Here is an 18,633-nt window from a genome sequence, read left to right as displayed (position 1 = left end):
ATCATATTAGATTGACAAATATAGTAAAGTAGGTTTAAAATATTTCTTTCAAGAAAGATAAAAAGTGAACAAATGAACGTTTGTCCGCCAATTCATTATAAGCCGCACCTTTAGAATTATCGTTTCCCGCTTTTTTATTTGTAAAAGAATGCACAGCACCGGAATAATAAATCATTTGCCAATCAGCTTTAGCATTTCTCATTTCTTTTTGAAAAGCAAGGATTTCTTTTTCAGATACAAACGGATCATCTGCACCATGAAGCACTAAAACTTTTGGTTTAATTTCAGAAATAATTCTGTCTTCCGCTTTGCCCAATCCACCATGAAAAGAAACAACTCCTTTTACGTTTAATCCGGCACGAGCGGCTTCTAAAGCACCGGTTCCGCCAAAACAATAACCTATTACTACTATTTTGTCTTTTTTGGCTCCTGATTTAATGAGTTGGTCGAGGGCTAATTGAATTCTTCGATGATAATCGGAAATATTGTTTTTATAAAAACCAGCTTGCTTTCCGGCTTCAGAACTATTCTTAGGATAATTTCCTTCTCCATAAATATCAGCAATAAAAGTATAATGACCTAAGTCTGCGAGTTGTTGGGCTACTTCTTTGGAATGGTCGTCAATTCCCATCCAAGCCGGTAAAATCAAAATTCCTGAATTGTCTGCATTTGCTTTTTTGGGTTTGGAAGAAAATCCGTTCAGGTTTTGATTACCGTCTTTATATGCAACTGATTGTATTTGAGCATTCATTGAAAAATGTGCAAATAACAGTAAGCCAAATAGTTGTTTCATAATTGATTTTTTATTTCAAATTTCGTTATTTAATTTTAAGAAAATGTAATAATTAGTGTAATTTTATGATTCAAAATTCAATTAATAATAATGAAAGAACTTTTAAAGACAACGTACGGTTTTATTTTTGAAGATAATTTAATAGATGAAATAGCAGAAGTTTCCTTACTTAGAGATTTTAGTGAAGGCGATGTTTTAATTGATTTTGGCGACTATATCAAAAAAATGCCATTACTCATTGAAGGAGCTATCAAAATTTTACGTGAAGATTTTGATGAAGGCGAATTGCTTCTATATTTTATAGAAAAAGGCGATACCTGTGCCATGACTATGGCTTGTTGCATGGGCGAAACCAAAAGTGAAATTCGTGCCGTTGCCGAAACTAACGGAAAAGTAATCATGATTCCGGTGCACAAAATGGAAGAATGGTTGGGCAAATATAAAAGTTGGCGAAATTATGTTTTTAACAGCTACAACAATCGTTTAAAAGAAATGCTAAATGCTATTGATAATTTGGCTTTTATGAACATGGATGAACGATTAATGAATTATTTAATCGACAAATCTAAAATTAATCAATCTAAAGAAATTCATACTACACATCAAGAAATTGCCTATGATTTGCACACTTCTCGAGTCGTAATTTCAAGGTTATTAAAAGCGTCAGAAAACGATGGAAGAATCAGACTTCATCGTGCTTCAATCGAATTATTGAAATAAACAATGTATCAAAAGTTACAAAGTAATCGATTTTTGACCTTTACTTTTGATGAAAATTATAATAATGGAATCAGCCCAAATTTTAGGATATTTTCTTGCAATTCTAGTCGGAATTTCACTGGGGTTAATCGGTAGCGGAGGTTCCATTTTAACCGTTCCAATATTAGTTTATATTATGGCTGTTGAACCTATTTTGGCCACAGCATATTCCTTATTTATTGTAGGTTCAACTGCTTTGGTCGGCGGAATAAAAAGTGCAATTCTTAAAAAAGTTGATTTTAAAACCGTTTTAATTTTCGGAATTCCTTCGATAGCAGCAGTTTACTTAACAAGAGCATTTCTGGTTCCAATAATTCCTGATGTAATTTTTACTGTTGGAATGTTTGAATTTACCAAACCTATCGCTTTAATGATTTTGTTTGCCATTGTTATGATGATGGCATCAGTTTCAATGATAAAACCATCAAAAGTAAAAATTGATGAAAATTTACCTTTAATATACAATTTTCCACTTATTTTAGTAGAAGGTATAGCGGTTGGAGTTTTAACAGGTTTAGTAGGAGCAGGGGGCGGATTTTTAATCATTCCTGCTTTAGTTTTATTTGCCAAAATGCCAATGAAATTAGCTGTTGGAACGTCACTTTTTATTATTGCCGCAAAATCACTTATAGGTTTTTTAGGCGATTTAAAAAGTGATCAGCCAATCGATTGGAGTTTGTTATCCTATTTTACAATCGCCTCCATAATTGGAATCTTCATCGGAATTTTTCTCTCCAAAAAAATAGAAGGAAACAAATTGAAAACCGGTTTTGGCTGGTTTGTTCTTTTCATGGGAATTTATATCCTAGTTAAAGAATTAGTATTATAATTGTAGTATGATTTTTAAAACCGCATTTTCAGGAATTCTTTTTACTATTTTAATAGCGGCTTTTGCATTGACAATAAGTACTGTTTTTCCTTTTTTAAACAGCATTTTAATTGGATTGTTGTTAGGAATTGTAATTGGAAATTTCTTTAAACTACCATCAAAATTATCTCCCGGGATAAGTCTTACAGGTTCGAATGTCTTAGAATTTTCGATACTTTTTTTAGCCTTTGGTATCAATTATTCTTACATGGGAAAAATTGGTTGGCAAAGCTTTTTGTTGGTTGCAGTCGTTGTTTTTGCAGTACTAATTTTTAGTGTTTTTCTTTCCAAAAAAATGAATTGTCCTAGCACAGTTGGTTGGATGGTTGGTTTTGGAACCGCCATTTGTGGTTCCAGTGCCATTGCCGCTTTAGCTCCAAGTTTAAATAAAAATAAAGAAGATGTTGGCGTTGCTATGGCAGTAGTTAACTTATTTGGTACGTTAGGAATGCTTTTCTTACCATTAATTCTAACACTTTTTTCTTTTTCAACCACAGAAATAAGTTTGCTTTTAGGAGGAACACTACATTCTGTTGGAAATGTAGCCGGAGCAGCTTTTGCCATTTCACCTGATGTTGGAGATCAAGCCTTAACCATAAAATTAGCTCGGGTTGCATTACTTTCTCCCGGTTTAATCTTTTTTTCCTTCTTAACCCAAGACAACAAAGGCAAAAATTGGAAAAGCTATTTTCAGCTACCTTGGTATTTATGGGGTTTTATTTTAATAACTGTTTTTGTTTCATTATTTAAAATTCCACAAAGTTTTATTGATTTTTCTTCAGAAATTGGTAAAGTATTATTAACTGTCGCAATGACAGCAATTGGATTGAAAGTAAGTTTTTCAGCCCTAATTCAATCCGGAAAGAAAGGATTATTCTACGGTTTTCTGATTTTTTTATTTCAAATTATATTGATTCTTCTTGGGATATTCTTTGTAATTAACTGATAAATATCATTTTGTGTTTTTTTATTGGAGACTATTTTTATCAAAATTTTTAATACAATGAAAATAGAACAAATTTATACAGGCTGTATTGCACATGCTGCTTATTATGTGGAAAATAAAGGTGAAGCAGCTATTTTTGATCCACTTCGTGAAGTTCAACCCTATATTGATCGAGCAAAAAAAGACAATGCTAAAATTAAGTATGTTTTTGAAACGCATTTTCATGCCGATTTTGTTTCCGGACATTTAGATTTGGCTCAAAAAGAAGGAGCAAAAATTGTTTACGGACCAACTGCAAAACCAGGTTTTGATGCTTTGGTAGCAGAAGATAATCAATTGTTTAAAGTTGGTGATTATACTATTAGAGTTCTTCACACGCCCGGACATACACTAGAAAGCACAACCTATTTATTAATTGATGAAAACGGGAAAGAACATGGAATAATTTCCGGTGATACTCTTTTTATTGGCGATGTGGGCAGACCCGATTTGGCTCAACATGTGATTGCAGATTTAACGCAAGATAAATTGGCTCGAATGCTTTTTCATTCGCTTCGAAACAAAATCATGCCTCTTTCCGATGATTTAATCGTTTATCCTAATCATGGAGCCGGCTCTGCTTGCGGAAAAATGATGAGCAAAGAAACGACTGATACCTTAGGAAATCAGAAAAAAACTAACTATGCTCTTCGACCTGATATGACAGAAGACGAATTTGTGAACGAGTTATTAAATGGTTTAACAACTCCGCCAGTCTATTTTCCTAAAAATGTATTGATGAATATTCAAGGGTATGAAAGTTTAGATACTATAATGCACAGAGGAAAAATTGCTCTGTCATTAGACGATTTTGAAAAACTTTCAGCAAATAAAGATATTCTCTTGCTTGACACTCGTAGAGCTGAAGATTTTGCAAAAGGATTCATTCCAAATAGCCTAAACATCGGATTGGAAAGTAATTTTGCCATGTGGGTGGGAGAATTAATCGATAATATCAAACAAAAAATTCTTCTCATAACTTATCCCGGCAAGGTAGAAGAAAGCATCATTCGCCTTTCAAGAGTTGGATATGATTATGCCATCGGATATTTAGAGGGTGGTTTTGATGCTTGGTTAAATGCAAATAAAAAAATAGAGTTAATAAATAGAATTACTGCTCAAGAATTATCGCACGAAATTCAAAATAATAATAAACTTTTAATAGACGTTAGAAAGAAAAGTGAGTTCAATGCAGAACATGTAATTGATGCAATCAATATTCCGTTAAATGAAATTTCTAAACGTCTAAATGAATTTCCAAAAGATAAACCATTCGTTTTAAATTGTGCCGGAGGATATAGAAGTATAATAGCCGCTTCTATTTTAAAGCAAAATGGTTTTTCAAATTTTTCAGATGTTGTCGGAGGTTTTTCAGAAATCAAGATAACGTCAATACCAACAACAGAATTCGTTTGCCCATCCACCTTATTATAAAACAATCATAAATTTTTGTCAAAGCCTGAACTGATTGATTTAGGCTTTTTTTATTTCTTATCTTTGTAACTATTGTTACAACTTTTTTGGTTGTTGAAGTATAATTTTACACAAAATTAAAGAGTATGAAAATAGAACAAATATATACTGGGTGTTTAGCTCAAGGAGCCTATTTTATTGAAAGCAAAGGTGAAATCGCTATTATTGATCCATTGAGAGAAGTGCAACCTTATATTGACAAGGCAGAAAAAGTAAACGGGAAAATCAAATATATTTTTGAAACTCATTTTCATGCCGATTTTGTCAGCGGTCATGTTACTTTAGCCGAAAAAACAGGAGCACCAATTGTTTATGGGCCTAATGCTAGTCCGAGTTTTAAAGCTCATATTGCTAAAGATGGCGAAGTATTTCAGTTAGGCGAAATCACCATTACTGCCTTGCACACGCCCGGTCATACAATGGAAAGTACAACCTATTTATTAAAAGATAAAAACGGAAAAGATCATGCTATTTTTAGCGGTGATACTTTGTTTTTAGGCGATGTAGGTCGTCCCGACTTAGCTCAAAAAGCCGCCGATATGACACAAGAACAATTAGCAGGATTGTTATTTGATAGTCTTCGCACCAAAATCATGACATTAGCTGATGATGTCATTGTTTATCCTGCACACGGAGCCGGTTCTGCCTGTGGAAAAAATTTAAGCAAAGAAACTGTTGGAAGTATCGGCGATCAAAAAGCAACCAATTATGCTTTGCGAGCAGATATGACAAAAGAAGAATTTGTGAAAGAAGTAACCGATGGTTTATTACCACCACCGGCTTATTTCCCAATGAACGTTAAACTAAACAAAGAAGGCTACGAAAATGTAGAAAATATCATCAAAGAAGCTCAAGCATTTGAACCAAATGTGTTTGAAACCGTTGCAAATGATACGGATGCACTAATTTTAGATGTTCGTCACCAAGACGATTTTGCCAAAGGACATATTCCAAAATCGATATTTATCGGTATCGACGGACAATTTGCTCCATGGGTTGGTGCGTTAATTTTAGATTACAAGCAACCTATTTTGTTGGTAACTCCCGAAGGTCGAGAAGAAGAAACAATCACCCGTTTAGCCCGCGTTGGCTACGATAATACTGTAGGCTTTTTAAAAGGTGGTTTTGAATCTTGGAAAAAAGCCGGTATGGAATACGACACCGTAACTTCTGTTGATGCTGCTGTTTTAGAAGAAAAAATTAAAGAAAATGTTCCCGTTTTCGATGTAAGAAAACCAGGCGAATATGCCTCTGAACACATTGTCGATGTGCCATCAACTCCGCTGGATTTCCTAAACGAACATCTAAGTGAATTTCCAAAAGAAAAAGATTTCTATTTGCATTGTGCCGGCGGATACCGCAGTATGATTGCTGCATCTATTCTAAAAGCGAGAGGTTATCACAATGTTATTGATGTAAAAGGTGGTTACGCTGCTATAAAACAAACCGAAATTAAAAGAACGGCCTACGTTTGTCCAAGTACTTTATAATTTAAAAAAATGATCAGTATGAAAAAAATAATTTTGATCTTTCTATTCGCATTTGTTACATTTTCTTGTCAGTCCCAAAAAGATTCTAAAATTAAAGTTGTTCAAAAATCTGAATTTCAAACAGTTATTACTAAAGAAAATGTTCAACTCATTGATGTTAGAACGCCACAAGAATACGCTGATGGATTCATCAAAGGAGCAAAAAATATTGATGTAAATGATGCTAATTTTGAAACCGAAATCCAAAAGTTAGACAAAACCCAACCTGTTTACATCTATTGCAGAAGCGGTGCTAGAAGCCAAACAGCTGCCAAGAAAATGGTAGAATTAGGTTTTACTCAAATAGTCGATTTGCAAGGTGGTTACATGAACTGGAATTAATAATATTATCATGTCAAGTTTTATAGATATAATCAATTCTCCCAAACCCGTGTTGGTTGATTTTTTTGCCACTTGGTGCGGACCGTGTCAAATGTTAGCTCCAATTTTAAAGGAAGTGAAAGATGAACTGGGAGAAAATATTTCAATTATCAAAATAGATGTTGATAAAAATCAGCCATTAGCAGCTCAATACCAAGTGCGAGGTGTGCCAACTATGATGCTTTTTCAAAATGGCAAACAACTTTGGCGACAATCGGGAGTTCTTTCTAAACAAGAAATTATCAAAATAATTCAAAATAATAGTTAAGATTGATTTTTTTCTAAAGAATAAGTCTAAATCTTAAAATTGCATTAAAAAATGTTGGCTTTTGTCAAAGTATCACAATAAATTATATATTTGTAATAATAAATCGTTAATTCTTAAAATCGTATATCATGAAAAAATTAGTTTCATTATTAGTTGTAGCCGCGTTTTTTGTAACTGCAGATGCTATGGCAACAGATCCAAAAAACAAAGAAAAGAAAAAAGACAAAGCTAAAACTGAAAAAGCTGCTTGCTCTAAAGAAGAGAAAAAAGATTGTGCAACTGGCGAGAAAAAAGCTTGTTGTGCTTCTAAAAAAGCAGAATCTAAATCATAATTAACATTTAATGTTAGTACTTAAAGTGTCAAAGAAATTTGACACTTTTTTTATACAAAAATACCTATCTTTCGAAAAAAAAACGTTCTATGAAATTGCTTACGATTTTTTGCTTGCTTTTTGGCTTTTCGTTGACTTCAATTAGTCAAACACTCGAAGAGCCAATGGTGCAAACAGATATTATTTCCAAATCCTATTCACAACAATGGGAACTCGACTCCATTCACAAAAAAGGTACATTTCGATTAGTTTCTTATAAACCAATCTATATTTCAGCCGGACGATGGTCAAGCGACCCAAATGAAAAACCTTACAGTGAAAATCCTGAATATTCTGCCACAGAAACACAAGATTTTAACCGCTACGAAGCAAAATTTCAACTGAGTTTCAAAACCAAATTACTTCAAGGTTTGTTTTGGGGAAAAGCAGATATTTGGCTAGCGTATACACAAAAAGCGTATTGGCAAATTTATAACAAAGATTTGTCAAGAGCATTCCGAGAACTCAATTATGAACCGGAATTGATATTTGTCTATCCATTAAAAATCAAAGCGTTTGGCGGACATTTTCGTTCAACAGGTGTTTCAATTAACCACGAATCAAACGGTCGTGATTTTCCGCTGTCAAGAAGTTGGAACAGAATAATTTTTCATTTAGGTTATGAAAACAATAACTGGATTGTCTCTTTAAATCCATGGATTCGTTCCTCAGACACAGATGATGAAAACCCAACCATCACAAAATTCGTTGGAAATGGTGAAATTACTGCGGCTTATTCCTATAACCGTCATGAATTTTACACCATTGTCAGACATCCATTCGACCGAATCAAGGGCGGAAGCATACAATTAAACTACGTTTTCCCAATGAAAGGACATTTACGTGGACACTTTCAATTTTTCCACGGATACGGCGAAACGTTAGTCGATTACAATCACAGCCAAACCACACTCGGAATCGGAATCTCATTCGCCAATTGGTAAAATTAAAATTAATTTAAAAACTACTTTTATGAATTTATCACACATCGAACACATCGGTATAGCCGTAAAAAGTCTAAAAGAAGCAATCCCTTTTTACGAAAACATGCTTGGACTCAAATGCTACAACATCGAAGAAGTAAAAGAACAAAAAGTCAAAACTGCTTTTTTCATGATTGGTCAATCCAAAATAGAACTGTTAGAATCTACCGATCCCGACGGACCAATCGGAAAATTTATAGAAAAAAGAGGCGAAGGAATTCACCACTTAGCCATCGCAGTAAAAAACATCGAAGAAAATCTAAACGAATTAGATCAAAAAGGCGTTCAATTAATCGACAAAACACCCAGAAAAGGAGCAGAGGGATTAGACATTGCTTTTCTTCATCCAAAAGCTACACATGGCGTTTTGTTAGAACTTTGCGAGAATAAAAATGTATAATCAATTGATTTTTGGTAAAACCAACTTAAATTCACTCAAATAACTGTCTAATAATTCACCTTCTTTAAAAACTTTTTTAAACAGAATTTCTTCCGTACCAAAATGAAAATGAACTTCTACAAAAAAAGTATTTAAACTGTAGAGTTTTTTAATTACAGGTTTTCCATTGCGTTCAGCAACAACAACTCCTTTATCAAAAAGAATTTCATATTGTTGTTTTTCCGCTAAGGCCAAAAATTTAATAAGTTTCAAACTGGTTTTATTTTCCGACGAAGATACCAAAAAACTTTTTTTAAAGAAATTTTTTTCAAAAGTTCAAAAAACAATTTTTTATATTTGATAAAAAAACAAATATGCTCTTTCCAATAGGCGACGACCAAGTCAAAGGCGGACAATTTCCTATCTTTAGTTATGTTTTCATTGCGATAAACATTGCCGTGTTCTTTTTTCTGCAGATTCCAAGCGAAGTTTTCACCTATTCCTACAGCACAGTTCCCTACGAAATAACAAAAGGAGTCGATTTGGTCGGCAACATCCAAGGCGTTCCGCATTATCCGGGACCAATACCTATATATAGTACACTTTTTACATCCATGTTCATGCACGGCGGATGGATGCACCTCATAGGAAACATGCTTTTTCTCTGGATTTTTGCAGACAACATCGAATCCACCGTCGGAAGAAAACGATTTCTAGTATTCTATTTACTAGCCGGATTAACCGCCGCTTTAGCACACGTTCTTTCTGCACCAAATTCAATCATCCCAAGTTTAGGTGCAAGTGGAGCCATAGCAGGTTGCCTCGGATGCTATTTGGTTATGTTTCCAAAATCCAAAATTAAAATGCTTTTTATCATCAAAATCTTTAGCGTTCCCGCCTTTCTTTTCCTTTTGTTTTGGATAGCACAACAATTTTTTAATGTCTATGTCGCTTCACAAAACCCAATTCAAGAAAGCGGTGTCGCTTGGTTTGCCCACATCGGCGGATTCCTTTTTGGCATCTTGAGCGGAATCTATTTCCGCTTCTATTACCCCAAAATGAAACACATCAACCAACAATACATTCCCGTAAACAGAAACGCCAACCGCTACAACAACCGCCAAATCACCAATCATTTTAAAAATTATTCAGACTAACTTAAGCTCCCATCTTCCATCTTCCATCTTCCATCTTCCATCTTCCATCTTTTCACAAGCTATTCCCGCTTTCCATTCCAAGCTTGTTTGTCTTGTTGTTTTTTTCTAAGGCAAAAAAGTAGCTCCCAAGGTCGCTCTTTTTCGCCAAGAAAAAATACAACAATACTTCACAAGGCTTTCCATTCCAATCAGGGCTAGGGGAGCAGTGCTCAGTTTGCAGTTTTCAGTTATCAGTCGCTCTGAAAGCTTTCGGAATCAGATACAGTTTTCACTCAATCTTGTCATTACGTAGGACACGAGCAATAGCGAACTGGCAAAGCAATCTCCGCTATTCACAGAGCAGGTAGCGAAGTTATAGACTCTTAGACCTGTTGCTATCAAAGAAGACTTTAGAGAGGGAGGGGAAATTTAATTTCTAATAAGATTAGAATTGTGAAATACGCTCCATAACAGAGAGCGAAGGCAAAAAGAGTGAAAGCAATTTCACCTTTTTTATTTTAATGAATTTTCAACTTTCTTTTACTCCTATCGATTACTTCTTTGGCCGTCCAAAATTCCTATCTTTGCGACATGATAAAAAATCCTCATTCAAACAATGTTCTCATCAATTTAGGCATTGAGCAACTCAATGAAATGCAGGAAGTAGCTTTGGAAGCTATTTCTACGAGTCCTAATATTTTATTGCTTTCGCCAACAGGTTCCGGAAAAACATTAGCTTTTTTGCTTCCGTTGGTGAGTTTACTCGAAGATGATTTGCGTCAAGTTCAATGTTTGATTATTGTTCCATCTCGCGAACTAGCACTTCAAATTGAACAAGTTTGGAAAAAAATGGCGACAGGTTTTAAAGTGAATGTTTGTTATGGTGGACATTCCATCGAAACAGAATTGAAAAATTTAAGTGAACCGCCGGCTATTTTAATTGGAACTCCAGGTAGAATTGCAGACCATATTGAACGTATAACGTTTAAAACAACAGCTATTTCAACGTTCATTTTAGACGAGTTTGATAAATCGCTTCAATTGGGTTTTCATGAAGAGATGAAATTTATCATTAGTAAACTTCCAAAAGTCAATAAGCGAATTTTGGTTTCAGCGACTTCCGGCATCGAAATCCCAAAATATACCGGTGTAAATCATCCCACGATTTTAGATTTTATTCCGGACAATGAAGAAAAGGCGAAGCTTGCTATTACATTAGTTAAATCAAAGGAAAAAGATAAATTACCAACTTTATTTCAGTTGATATGTTCGTTAAATTCTGAAGCGGCTTTGATTTTTTGCAATCATCGTGATGCGGCAGAACGTGTCAGTGAATTGTTGAATGAACGCGGCATTTATTCTACTTATTATCATGGTGGAATGGATCAAGATGAGCGTGAACGAGCTTTGATTCAATTTCGAAATGGAAGTGTAAATTATCTTATCACAACCGATTTGGCAGCCAGAGGTTTAGATATTCCGGAGATGAAGCATGTCATTCATTATCATTTGCCTGCAAAAGAAGACGAATTCATTCACAGAAATGGACGAACAGCTCGTATGTTGCATGCAGGAACGGCTTATATTCTTTTACACGAAAGTGAAAAAAAAGTGGAGTATTTGGATTATAATATGAACGTCTTTTCGATTTCTTCAGATGTAAAACTCCCAAAACCACCTAAATTTCAAACTATTTACATTAGTGGCGGAAAGAAAAATAAGCTAAACAAAATGGATATTGTTGGTTTCTTTTCTCAAGTCGGACAACTTCAAAAAGACGATATCGGCTTGTTGGAAGTAAAGGATTTTATTTCTTTTGCAGCTGTAAAATCATCCAAAGTAAAAGACTTATTACACCTTATCAAAGATAAAAAGATGAAAGGGAAGAAGTTTAAAATTGAAGTTGCGAGAAAAGTTATTAAACGAGAAGAGTAAAAAAACAACGCTTTAGCAAATCCGTTTAACCTGCCTGCTGGCAAGCAGATCCGTAATACATTAAAAAGGCGAAGCGTTTAAAAAACTACTTCAACACAATCGACTCCAAAATTTGTGTCCTTAAATCATTCCCTTTTTCAAACCCTTTCTCGTTGTTCACAAATTGAAGAGAATACGATATATTTTTATAAATAAAAGCATACGTATCCACTCTATTTTTTTTACCATTCATAGTTAAAGTATAAGAAAACTTAAATGCTTTGTTGTCCTGAATCATAACAACTTCTTCACTCAGCAGCGTTCCTTTGCTGGATTTTAGAGCACCGTCTTTCACGCCCTGAAAAAACTTCATCAAGCCGGCTTCATCACTATTGCTCATTTTATCCATTCCTTTATCGGAACTCATAAAAATCACAATTTCATTTTTATAGGTACCTTTTACATATTTTCCACCTGCAATTTCGCCTTCTTCAGTATCTTCCAACACTTGAATGGTTACGTTATCATCAAATTCGTAGTCAAATACTTCCTGACTAAAACTACTCAAACTAAACAATAGAATAAAAATGTAAATTACTTTTCTCATGATTTCCGATTAAAAGTTTTTTTTAAGGTTTAAATTTTTTAAAACGAAACAAATATAGCAATAAGTTAGAATGAAAAAATTTCATCTCAACCCAATTTCCTTGCTTTTTGTGTTTTCTGTGAGCAATTATCAGAAGCTAATCCCGCTTTTCATTCCAAGCTTGTTTGTCTTGTTGTTTTTTTGCCAAGAAAAAACACAACAATCCTTCACAAGGCTTTTCATTGCAATCGGGGCTAGGGCAGCAGTGATCAATTTGCAGTTTTCAGTTACAGTTTCCACCCAATCTTGTCATTCCGTAGGAATCTCCGCTATTCATAGAGCATGTAGCGAAGTCATAGAATGCAGAGCTTCGTGCTGTCAAAGAAGACTTAGGGGATTTTATTCTAAATTTTCAATTTTTATAGCCCAAAAAGTTGGTGAATTTTCATTTTCATAAACGTTCCAAACAATCCACTCATCAACAAGTATTTTTATTTCTTCTTTGTCTGAGTATTTTAAAAATTTAAAGCGACTATTATCTATATAATTTTCCACTCCAATATCACTTGGACATAGAATTTTTACTAAAATATTTCCTCCCTTGTTAATTGAATCTAAATTTTCAAGCAGTTCAAATTTTAAAGTTACACCAAATGGCTCACGCCCACACTTTGGTGGTAATTCAACATTCGAAAAGTCAACAAGTTTAATTTTAGTAAATTCATTTGTCTGACCAAATGTTGAGAATACAAATGATATAAAAATAAAAAAAGTTATATAGTACTTCATCATGTTTTGCTATAAAATTAGTGCTGACTCGTAATTATAAAAAAAATTATAACTTTTTCAACTTCTCACAAAAATCGAAAGCTATTTTTCTGATTAAAAATCGCTATTTGCAGAGTAGGTGCTATCAAAGAAGACTTAGGGGAGCTAGTGTCTTGGCCATAAAATAGGCAATTTAATTTCATCTTTAATTTCTTCAGCTACAAAATAAAATTGATTACCCCAACCATTATCCCAAGCTAAAATACCATAATTTTTGTTGAATAAAATGGGGCTTGCACCATCCACAACCGGTTCAGACATTTCATATTTGTCAAACTTAAATAAAGTTGTTTGATAGTAATTAAAATCAGTTAGATTGAATTTATCAAAAACAAAGTATAAATCTGACTTTGCTTTATTGAAACGAAATGACGTATTCCGGGTAGAATCTGCAAGACTGTGATACTTATAAATGGTTATACTATCAATTACCTTAATTTCCAATTCATATTCCATCTTCCTTTTTAAAGAATCAAATTCATAAACATATAAAATTCGTTTATTCAATTTACTTTCGGTTTGAATATTGGAAACTTGTGAGTCTTTATCTCCCATACATGAACCAATAAAAATAGTGAACGCAATTAGTAATAAACTAGCGATTAAAATAAGATAAATAATTATGCTTTTAAGAATTTTCAATTATTAAAATATGAGAAATTAATATACACTTTGGGGATCGAAGGTATTTGTTTCCGCAAAGTCGGGAGACTTTGCGGAGCGGATAAAATAAGGTAACCAATTATTTTTTTAAGAATTTTCAATTATACAAATATGAGCAATTAATGAACATTTTGGGGAGTGGGGTAGAGTATTTCAGAAACTATAAAAAGGTATTGTCTTAATTTAGTAGGGTGAGTGGTTGTTTCAATTTTGGCTTTCCAAGACCAACTAAATTCTAGCTGTTGTAAGCATTTATTTATAAGTCGGTTTTTATTTGTTCGGATGTAATAATTCTAGTCATTAATCGCTCAACATCATTATAGGTATATTTATTTCCTTTCGATTTCTTCAGAATCTCTACAAATTCTGAAATTTCAGATTCTCTTTCAATAATTATGTATTTGATATCGTTTGGTTCAAATTCAAGCCTAAGGTGAACAATAGCATCATTAATTTTTTGTTTGTCTTCTTCACTTTTATAAAATGTAGGATTTATAGCTATTTCTTTACAATCATGATATTCTGGTGTAAATCTCCATTCTCTTTCATCAGAAAATCTATAGTCTTTAATAACCTCGCCTCCCCTTGATAAATCAGCCTCGTAATTTTTGACATATCTCAATACATTTAACAGATGTTTTTGAGTGTCTGTAGCACTATCCCAATCAAATCCTTCAGTTAAAGCAATAGCTCGATAACTTTCGTCAATACTTTTACTTAAAAAAGAATCAGACTGTAAATAAACTACGGGATTGAGTTTATTTTTCTGTGCCCATTCTTTTGTTAATCCAATGCCATAAGCACCGTATTTACCAATATGGTCTTTAATTTGCGACAAAGGTATGTCACAAAAACTAACCATCGGAGCAGCATAATTTAATTCTGTTATTAGTTTTATATTTTCTAAACAGTATTTTACTTTAAAGTTATCTTGTAAAATTCCTTTTAAAGCATCACTTGTTTTTGTAAAATGTATAATACAATTTGAACTTAAAGACATAATTTTTATGTAAGGTGTTAATAATTGTTTACAACTAGTAAATATCCTCAAATATATACAACTTTTTAACCTTTTCAAAAATGAACTAAGTTTTTATCAACTAAATACCTAAAACCCAACCCCATCCAAAATCTCAATCTCCTTCCCCAAAACCGGATGCCAAAACCGTATGGCTTCTGCGTGCAAATACAGGCGGTCGGCTTTGGTGCCGTAGAGATCATCGCCAACAATGGGTGTGTTTAAACCTTCAGGATGGGCGGCGTGCACTCGCAACTGGTGCGTGCGTCCCGTGATGGGGAAAAAGTGTATCAACGTGGTGTTTGCTCGTCGTTCGATGACTTTCCATTGCGTTTTGGCGGGTTTGCCGTGTTGGTAACACACCAACTGATTGGGGCGGTTGTCTAAATCGACTCGCAACGGCAAATTGATTTCGCCACTGTCTTGCTCGATTTTTCCGGAAAGTAAGGCAACATAGCGTTTTTGCACCGTTCGTTTCATAAACTGAGCTTGTAAATTCAAATAGATTTCGGTGCTTTTTGCCATCACCAAAATGCCGGAAGTTGACATATCCAAGCGATGCACAATCAACGGACCTGTTGCTTCGGGAAATTTTTCTTTGTAGCGACTGTACACCGAATCCTGTATCGTTTTTCCGGGAACGGATAGAAACTCCGCCGGTTTATGCACGACCGACAAATAGTCGTCGTCGTATAAAAAGGTTAATTCTTTGTTTTCTGCCGGATTTTGCAAGAGGGGATTGTCGTCTAATGCCATTCCGTCTAACATATGAGCCAAAATGGGTTTGCATTTCCCGGTGCAAGCGGGATAAAAATGACCGTGTTTGCGGATTTCGGATTTGGGCGATTGTCCCCACCAGAATTCTGCCAACGCAATGGGTTTGAGTTGATGAGCAAACGCATACTGCAACAATTTGGGAGCGGCACATTCGCCCGCACTTGCCGGAGGATTGTCTTCAAAAATGGTTCCTAAACTTTTGGTTTCTCCGTTTTGATTTAAAAAGGAATACTGCTGAAATAATTTTTGTTGCAACGCCGCTGACTTCGCTTTGCGTTCTTCTTTTAATTGATTGATTTTGGATTGAAAATCGTTGACTTTTTGTTGGGCTTTGGCGATTTCTTCTTTCCAAAAATGATTCATTTGCTTGAGTTGAATGCTTTCTAACTGGCTTTCTTTGCTCAACCTTTTTTGTATGCTTTTATAGGATTCAAAATCTAGTTCGCGTTCTGCTTTAATCCGAATTTCATCACGAATGATTTTGTTTTGTTTGCTGAGTTCTTTCTTTTCGGTTTTGTCTTTTTCGGCATTCAAAAGGGTAGAAGCGAGTTCATTTTGATAAGAGATGAAATCTGCATGGTTTTCTAACGCTTCAATTTTGCGGTTGTATTCGTTTAGGATTTTTTCTTCTTGTTTAAAAAAACCGTCTTGTTTTAGCATATCAAAAACGGGTGGAACAAAGTGTTGGTGCTCGTTGCTATCTGCTAATTTACCAGAGAATGCGGCTAAATAACCGATTTCTCCTGCTTGATTTTGCACGACTAAAACGCCAAACATCTTTCCGATTACTAAGCCTTTTTGTCCTTCTTGGAAACCGAAATTGTGTTCCCAATCGGTTTGGGTTTGCAGATAGTCTTGCAATTCGGAAGCCGCTATTTTACTCAATTCATGCGGTTCGTAGTAAAACGGAAAAGTGAATTTTTGAGGTAAATGAATACCGGAAATGTTTTGTTTGAAAGCGATAAAATGTGAGTGGTTTTTCATCGCTGCAAAGCTATAAAAGGAAATCGGAATTTTGTTCGTTTTGGGTTTTTTTCCTTCTTTGAAATTTTAGCAAAAAGATTGAGGTCGTAACGTTATTTCGTTTTCACAAATTTATTGTTTTCATAACGATAGGTTCCGCTTTCAATACAACTTAGCCCGTCATCTTTTGTTTTTGAACTTTTGATTACCAAAAGATTATCTTTTAGTTGAAATGTAGCTTTACAGTTTTGGCTTTTCCCATCATTGCAATCAAACTCGTTAAAATTAAAGAAGCTGATATACTGGTTTTTAGTGATATCAAATAAACAAATACTTCTATACAAACTAGAACATGTTCCTGAGGGAGAACGAGATAATTCGATACTTAAAAAGCGATTGCTTTCTTTGGTTATCGTAGTTAGATGAGTATTTGGACCGAAATTAAGAGATAATTCAAAATCATAAACGAACCATTTTTCGTTTTCTTTCTTTACAAAAAATAGTCCGTCGTTTTCTTTGTATGTTTTAATGAAGAAAAAATCTTTGTTCGATAAATTATCAACTTTTACCAATTTTTTTAAATCAGTTGCTGAAAAATTTTCTAAAAATTTTATTGAACTAAATTCAAGCACATCATTTTGACACCAAGAAGGTGAGTTTATCAGAAATATAATTAGTACTAAAACAATTTTCATAAGTTGGTTTCAATTATATTTTTTTAAAATTGTTTTGGTTGAATTGATTTTATTCTTTCTTAGAAATTTTTAAGTTTTCAATCCAGGGAATTTTTGATTTATAAAATTGAAGAAATGTTGGTTTAATTACATCCGACTTATCCCTTGGTGATTTTTTAAAAACTCTTGCCGTTGTGCCACTGAAGTTTAAAGACTTTTTATCTTCTAAATCGATGTTTTCTGTTGTAAAGTGAATCACTTTATTGCTAACAGTCCATGTCCCTTTGCTATAATGATGGTATTCGTTTTTACTAATATCTTTTCTATAACTGATAAATTGAAATGTTCCGTTATTACTCAATTCGAGTTTATAGTCTAGGATTTCTCCTTTTTCTGTTTCATTAAAAAGAAAATAATTTCCGGCATATTCTTCGTTTTGAGCTGATAGGCTTAATGAAAAAGAGGTAATGAGTAAAAGTAGAAATTGTTTCATCTGAATTGATTTTTAAATTTCAGAATCAAAATTTATACCAATTAAATTCCTATTTAATCTGAACATTGGTTTATAAGTTAGGGAAAATGACAAGCTATTTTTAATCTTGTAAATTAAAATTCTTAAAATTACCCTGCAAATTTTCTTATACTTTCTATAAAATTAATTTGGTTCTCTAGTTTGTCAGTTGAAATTTCTTTTTCCCAATGTGGTTTATTTTTTAAAAATTCGCCCCAGTTTTCTAAATGCTTATCGAAATAATGTGTTGAGTTTAATTTATCCAAATAACATATTGCTTCTAAAGCATCTCTTTGATCAAACCATAAATCGGGTTTTGTTAAGTAATAATCAAGATAAATATTTAAATAGTCAACACATTTTGGTAAATTAAATGAGGCTAGTACTTGACAGTAAACACTGCCGGCATAGCATACTTCACTTTTCAAAAGATGTATTCCAATAATATCAATATACTGTGTTTGATTTGTAACAGCAGAAAAGAAAGCACCAGTTTGCCTTGTACGCCAGTTGAAGTCACCTAAATTTTTTTCGATGATATCAGTGGTAATTTCGCTTTTTAGTATTGTCAATTGATTTAACCAATCTGAATCTGTACTACCAATTTTCATGTAAAAAGGTATAACCCACTTATCAAGAAAATCTTTTGATAATTCAAAACTATTTTTAAAAGGTTTTAAGTTATCAAAAGGAGGTGTGTTTCGAACTGTAGCACCTGCTATGTGAAGTTTTATATTCTCTAAATCATTATGATTCATAAAATAATATCAATGT

General features: G+C 33.6%; 22 protein-coding genes. 12 read left to right on the top strand and 10 right to left on the bottom strand.

Features of this window, described 5'->3' with window-relative positions; translation table 11 throughout:
• Positions 1 to 34: 34 nt before the first annotated feature.
• Positions 35 to 793 carry a dienelactone hydrolase family protein gene (locus tag M0M57_RS15215; RefSeq protein WP_248433952.1) on the bottom strand — a complete coding sequence of 253 codons (759 nt, stop codon included), beginning with the start codon at positions 791 to 793 and terminating at the stop codon, positions 35 to 37.
• 90 nt (positions 794 to 883) lie between these two features.
• Here M0M57_RS15215 and M0M57_RS15210 point away from each other — a divergent pair, with 90 nt between their 5' ends.
• From M0M57_RS15210 to mce, 10 genes are all read left to right on the top strand, one after another.
• Positions 884 to 1,513 (top strand): Crp/Fnr family transcriptional regulator, encoded by a 630-nt coding sequence (locus tag M0M57_RS15210; protein ID WP_248433951.1) that lies wholly within the window; start codon positions 884 to 886, stop codon positions 1,511 to 1,513.
• 64 nt (positions 1,514 to 1,577) lie between these two features.
• Complete coding sequence (locus tag M0M57_RS15205; protein WP_248433950.1) at positions 1,578 to 2,381, top strand: sulfite exporter TauE/SafE family protein; 804 nt, start codon at positions 1,578 to 1,580, stop codon at positions 2,379 to 2,381.
• Positions 2,382 to 2,388: 7 nt separating this feature from the next.
• Entirely contained in the window at positions 2,389 to 3,366 is a 978-nt protein-coding gene (locus M0M57_RS15200; protein WP_248433949.1) for a YeiH family protein, read from the top strand.
• A 57-nt stretch (positions 3,367 to 3,423) separates the two neighbouring features.
• Positions 3,424 to 4,839 (top strand): MBL fold metallo-hydrolase, encoded by a 1,416-nt coding sequence (locus tag M0M57_RS15195; protein ID WP_248433948.1) that lies wholly within the window; start codon positions 3,424 to 3,426, stop codon positions 4,837 to 4,839.
• Positions 4,840 to 4,964: 125 nt separating this feature from the next.
• Positions 4,965 to 6,368 (top strand): MBL fold metallo-hydrolase, encoded by a 1,404-nt coding sequence (locus M0M57_RS15190; RefSeq protein WP_248433947.1) that lies wholly within the window; start codon positions 4,965 to 4,967, stop codon positions 6,366 to 6,368.
• Between the two features lie 18 nt (positions 6,369 to 6,386).
• Positions 6,387 to 6,749 carry a rhodanese-like domain-containing protein gene (locus M0M57_RS15185; protein WP_248433946.1) on the top strand — a complete coding sequence of 121 codons (363 nt, stop codon included), beginning with the start codon at positions 6,387 to 6,389 and terminating at the stop codon, positions 6,747 to 6,749.
• 10 nt (positions 6,750 to 6,759) lie between these two features.
• Positions 6,760 to 7,056, top strand: coding sequence for a thioredoxin (gene trxA, locus M0M57_RS15180; protein WP_407647444.1), 297 nt, complete (start codon positions 6,760 to 6,762; stop codon positions 7,054 to 7,056).
• Between the two features lie 128 nt (positions 7,057 to 7,184).
• Positions 7,185 to 7,388, top strand: a complete 204-nt coding sequence (locus M0M57_RS15175) for a hypothetical protein (protein ID WP_248433945.1) — start codon at positions 7,185 to 7,187, stop codon at positions 7,386 to 7,388.
• An 89-nt stretch (positions 7,389 to 7,477) separates the two neighbouring features.
• A complete protein-coding gene (locus M0M57_RS15170; protein WP_248433944.1) occupies positions 7,478 to 8,371 on the top strand; it encodes a phospholipase A in 894 nt (297 codons plus the stop codon).
• Between the two features lie 28 nt (positions 8,372 to 8,399).
• Positions 8,400 to 8,810 (top strand): methylmalonyl-CoA epimerase, encoded by a 411-nt coding sequence (gene mce / locus M0M57_RS15165; RefSeq protein WP_248433943.1) that lies wholly within the window; start codon positions 8,400 to 8,402, stop codon positions 8,808 to 8,810.
• Here mce and M0M57_RS15160 read toward each other — a convergent pair whose 3' ends face one another.
• On the bottom strand, positions 8,811 to 9,062 hold the full coding sequence (locus tag M0M57_RS15160) for a hypothetical protein (protein ID WP_248433942.1): 252 nt from the start codon (positions 9,060 to 9,062) through the stop codon (positions 8,811 to 8,813).
• Positions 9,063 to 9,163: 101 nt separating this feature from the next.
• Between M0M57_RS15160 and M0M57_RS15155 the strand changes: the two genes are divergently transcribed.
• Positions 9,164 to 9,946 carry a rhomboid family intramembrane serine protease gene (locus tag M0M57_RS15155; RefSeq protein WP_248433941.1) on the top strand — a complete coding sequence of 261 codons (783 nt, stop codon included), beginning with the start codon at positions 9,164 to 9,166 and terminating at the stop codon, positions 9,944 to 9,946.
• A 570-nt stretch (positions 9,947 to 10,516) separates the two neighbouring features.
• Positions 10,517 to 11,860, top strand: coding sequence for a DEAD/DEAH box helicase (locus tag M0M57_RS15150; RefSeq protein ID WP_248433940.1), 1,344 nt, complete (start codon positions 10,517 to 10,519; stop codon positions 11,858 to 11,860).
• Between the two features lie 85 nt (positions 11,861 to 11,945).
• On the opposite strand, the gene M0M57_RS15145 is transcribed toward M0M57_RS15150, so the two are convergent.
• The 8 genes from M0M57_RS15145 to M0M57_RS15110 all read right to left on the bottom strand — a co-directional run bounded on the left by M0M57_RS15145 (position 11,946) and on the right by M0M57_RS15110 (position 18,617).
• On the bottom strand, positions 11,946 to 12,446 hold the full coding sequence (locus M0M57_RS15145; RefSeq protein ID WP_248433938.1) for a hypothetical protein: 501 nt from the start codon (positions 12,444 to 12,446) through the stop codon (positions 11,946 to 11,948).
• Between the two features lie 378 nt (positions 12,447 to 12,824).
• Positions 12,825 to 13,217, bottom strand: coding sequence for a hypothetical protein (locus M0M57_RS15140; RefSeq protein ID WP_248433936.1), 393 nt, complete (start codon positions 13,215 to 13,217; stop codon positions 12,825 to 12,827).
• 141 nt (positions 13,218 to 13,358) lie between these two features.
• The gene (locus M0M57_RS15135) at positions 13,359 to 13,808 is read right to left on the bottom strand and encodes a hypothetical protein (protein WP_248433934.1); all 450 of its coding nucleotides are present in this window, start codon (positions 13,806 to 13,808) and stop codon (positions 13,359 to 13,361) included.
• A 364-nt stretch (positions 13,809 to 14,172) separates the two neighbouring features.
• On the bottom strand, positions 14,173 to 14,916 hold the full coding sequence (locus tag M0M57_RS15130) for an abortive infection system antitoxin AbiGi family protein (protein WP_248433932.1): 744 nt from the start codon (positions 14,914 to 14,916) through the stop codon (positions 14,173 to 14,175).
• 108 nt (positions 14,917 to 15,024) lie between these two features.
• Positions 15,025 to 16,695 (bottom strand): RluA family pseudouridine synthase, encoded by a 1,671-nt coding sequence (locus M0M57_RS15125; protein ID WP_248433931.1) that lies wholly within the window; start codon positions 16,693 to 16,695, stop codon positions 15,025 to 15,027.
• A gap of 92 nt (positions 16,696 to 16,787) precedes the next feature.
• On the bottom strand, positions 16,788 to 17,369 hold the full coding sequence (locus M0M57_RS15120) for a hypothetical protein (protein WP_248433929.1): 582 nt from the start codon (positions 17,367 to 17,369) through the stop codon (positions 16,788 to 16,790).
• A 49-nt stretch (positions 17,370 to 17,418) separates the two neighbouring features.
• Positions 17,419 to 17,841 carry a hypothetical protein gene (locus M0M57_RS15115; RefSeq protein ID WP_248433927.1) on the bottom strand — a complete coding sequence of 141 codons (423 nt, stop codon included), beginning with the start codon at positions 17,839 to 17,841 and terminating at the stop codon, positions 17,419 to 17,421.
• Positions 17,842 to 17,969: 128 nt separating this feature from the next.
• Entirely contained in the window at positions 17,970 to 18,617 is a 648-nt protein-coding gene (locus M0M57_RS15110) for a DUF6000 family protein (RefSeq protein ID WP_248433925.1), read from the bottom strand.
• Between the last annotated feature and the right edge of the window lie 16 nt (positions 18,618 to 18,633).

It is taken from the genome of Flavobacterium azooxidireducens (assembly GCF_023195775.1).
In the GTDB taxonomy this organism is placed as follows: Bacteria; Bacteroidota; Bacteroidia; order Flavobacteriales; family Flavobacteriaceae; genus Flavobacterium; species Flavobacterium azooxidireducens.
The sequence above is the reverse complement of the archived record's forward strand: the minus strand, read 5'-3'. Positions and strand labels throughout refer to the sequence as shown.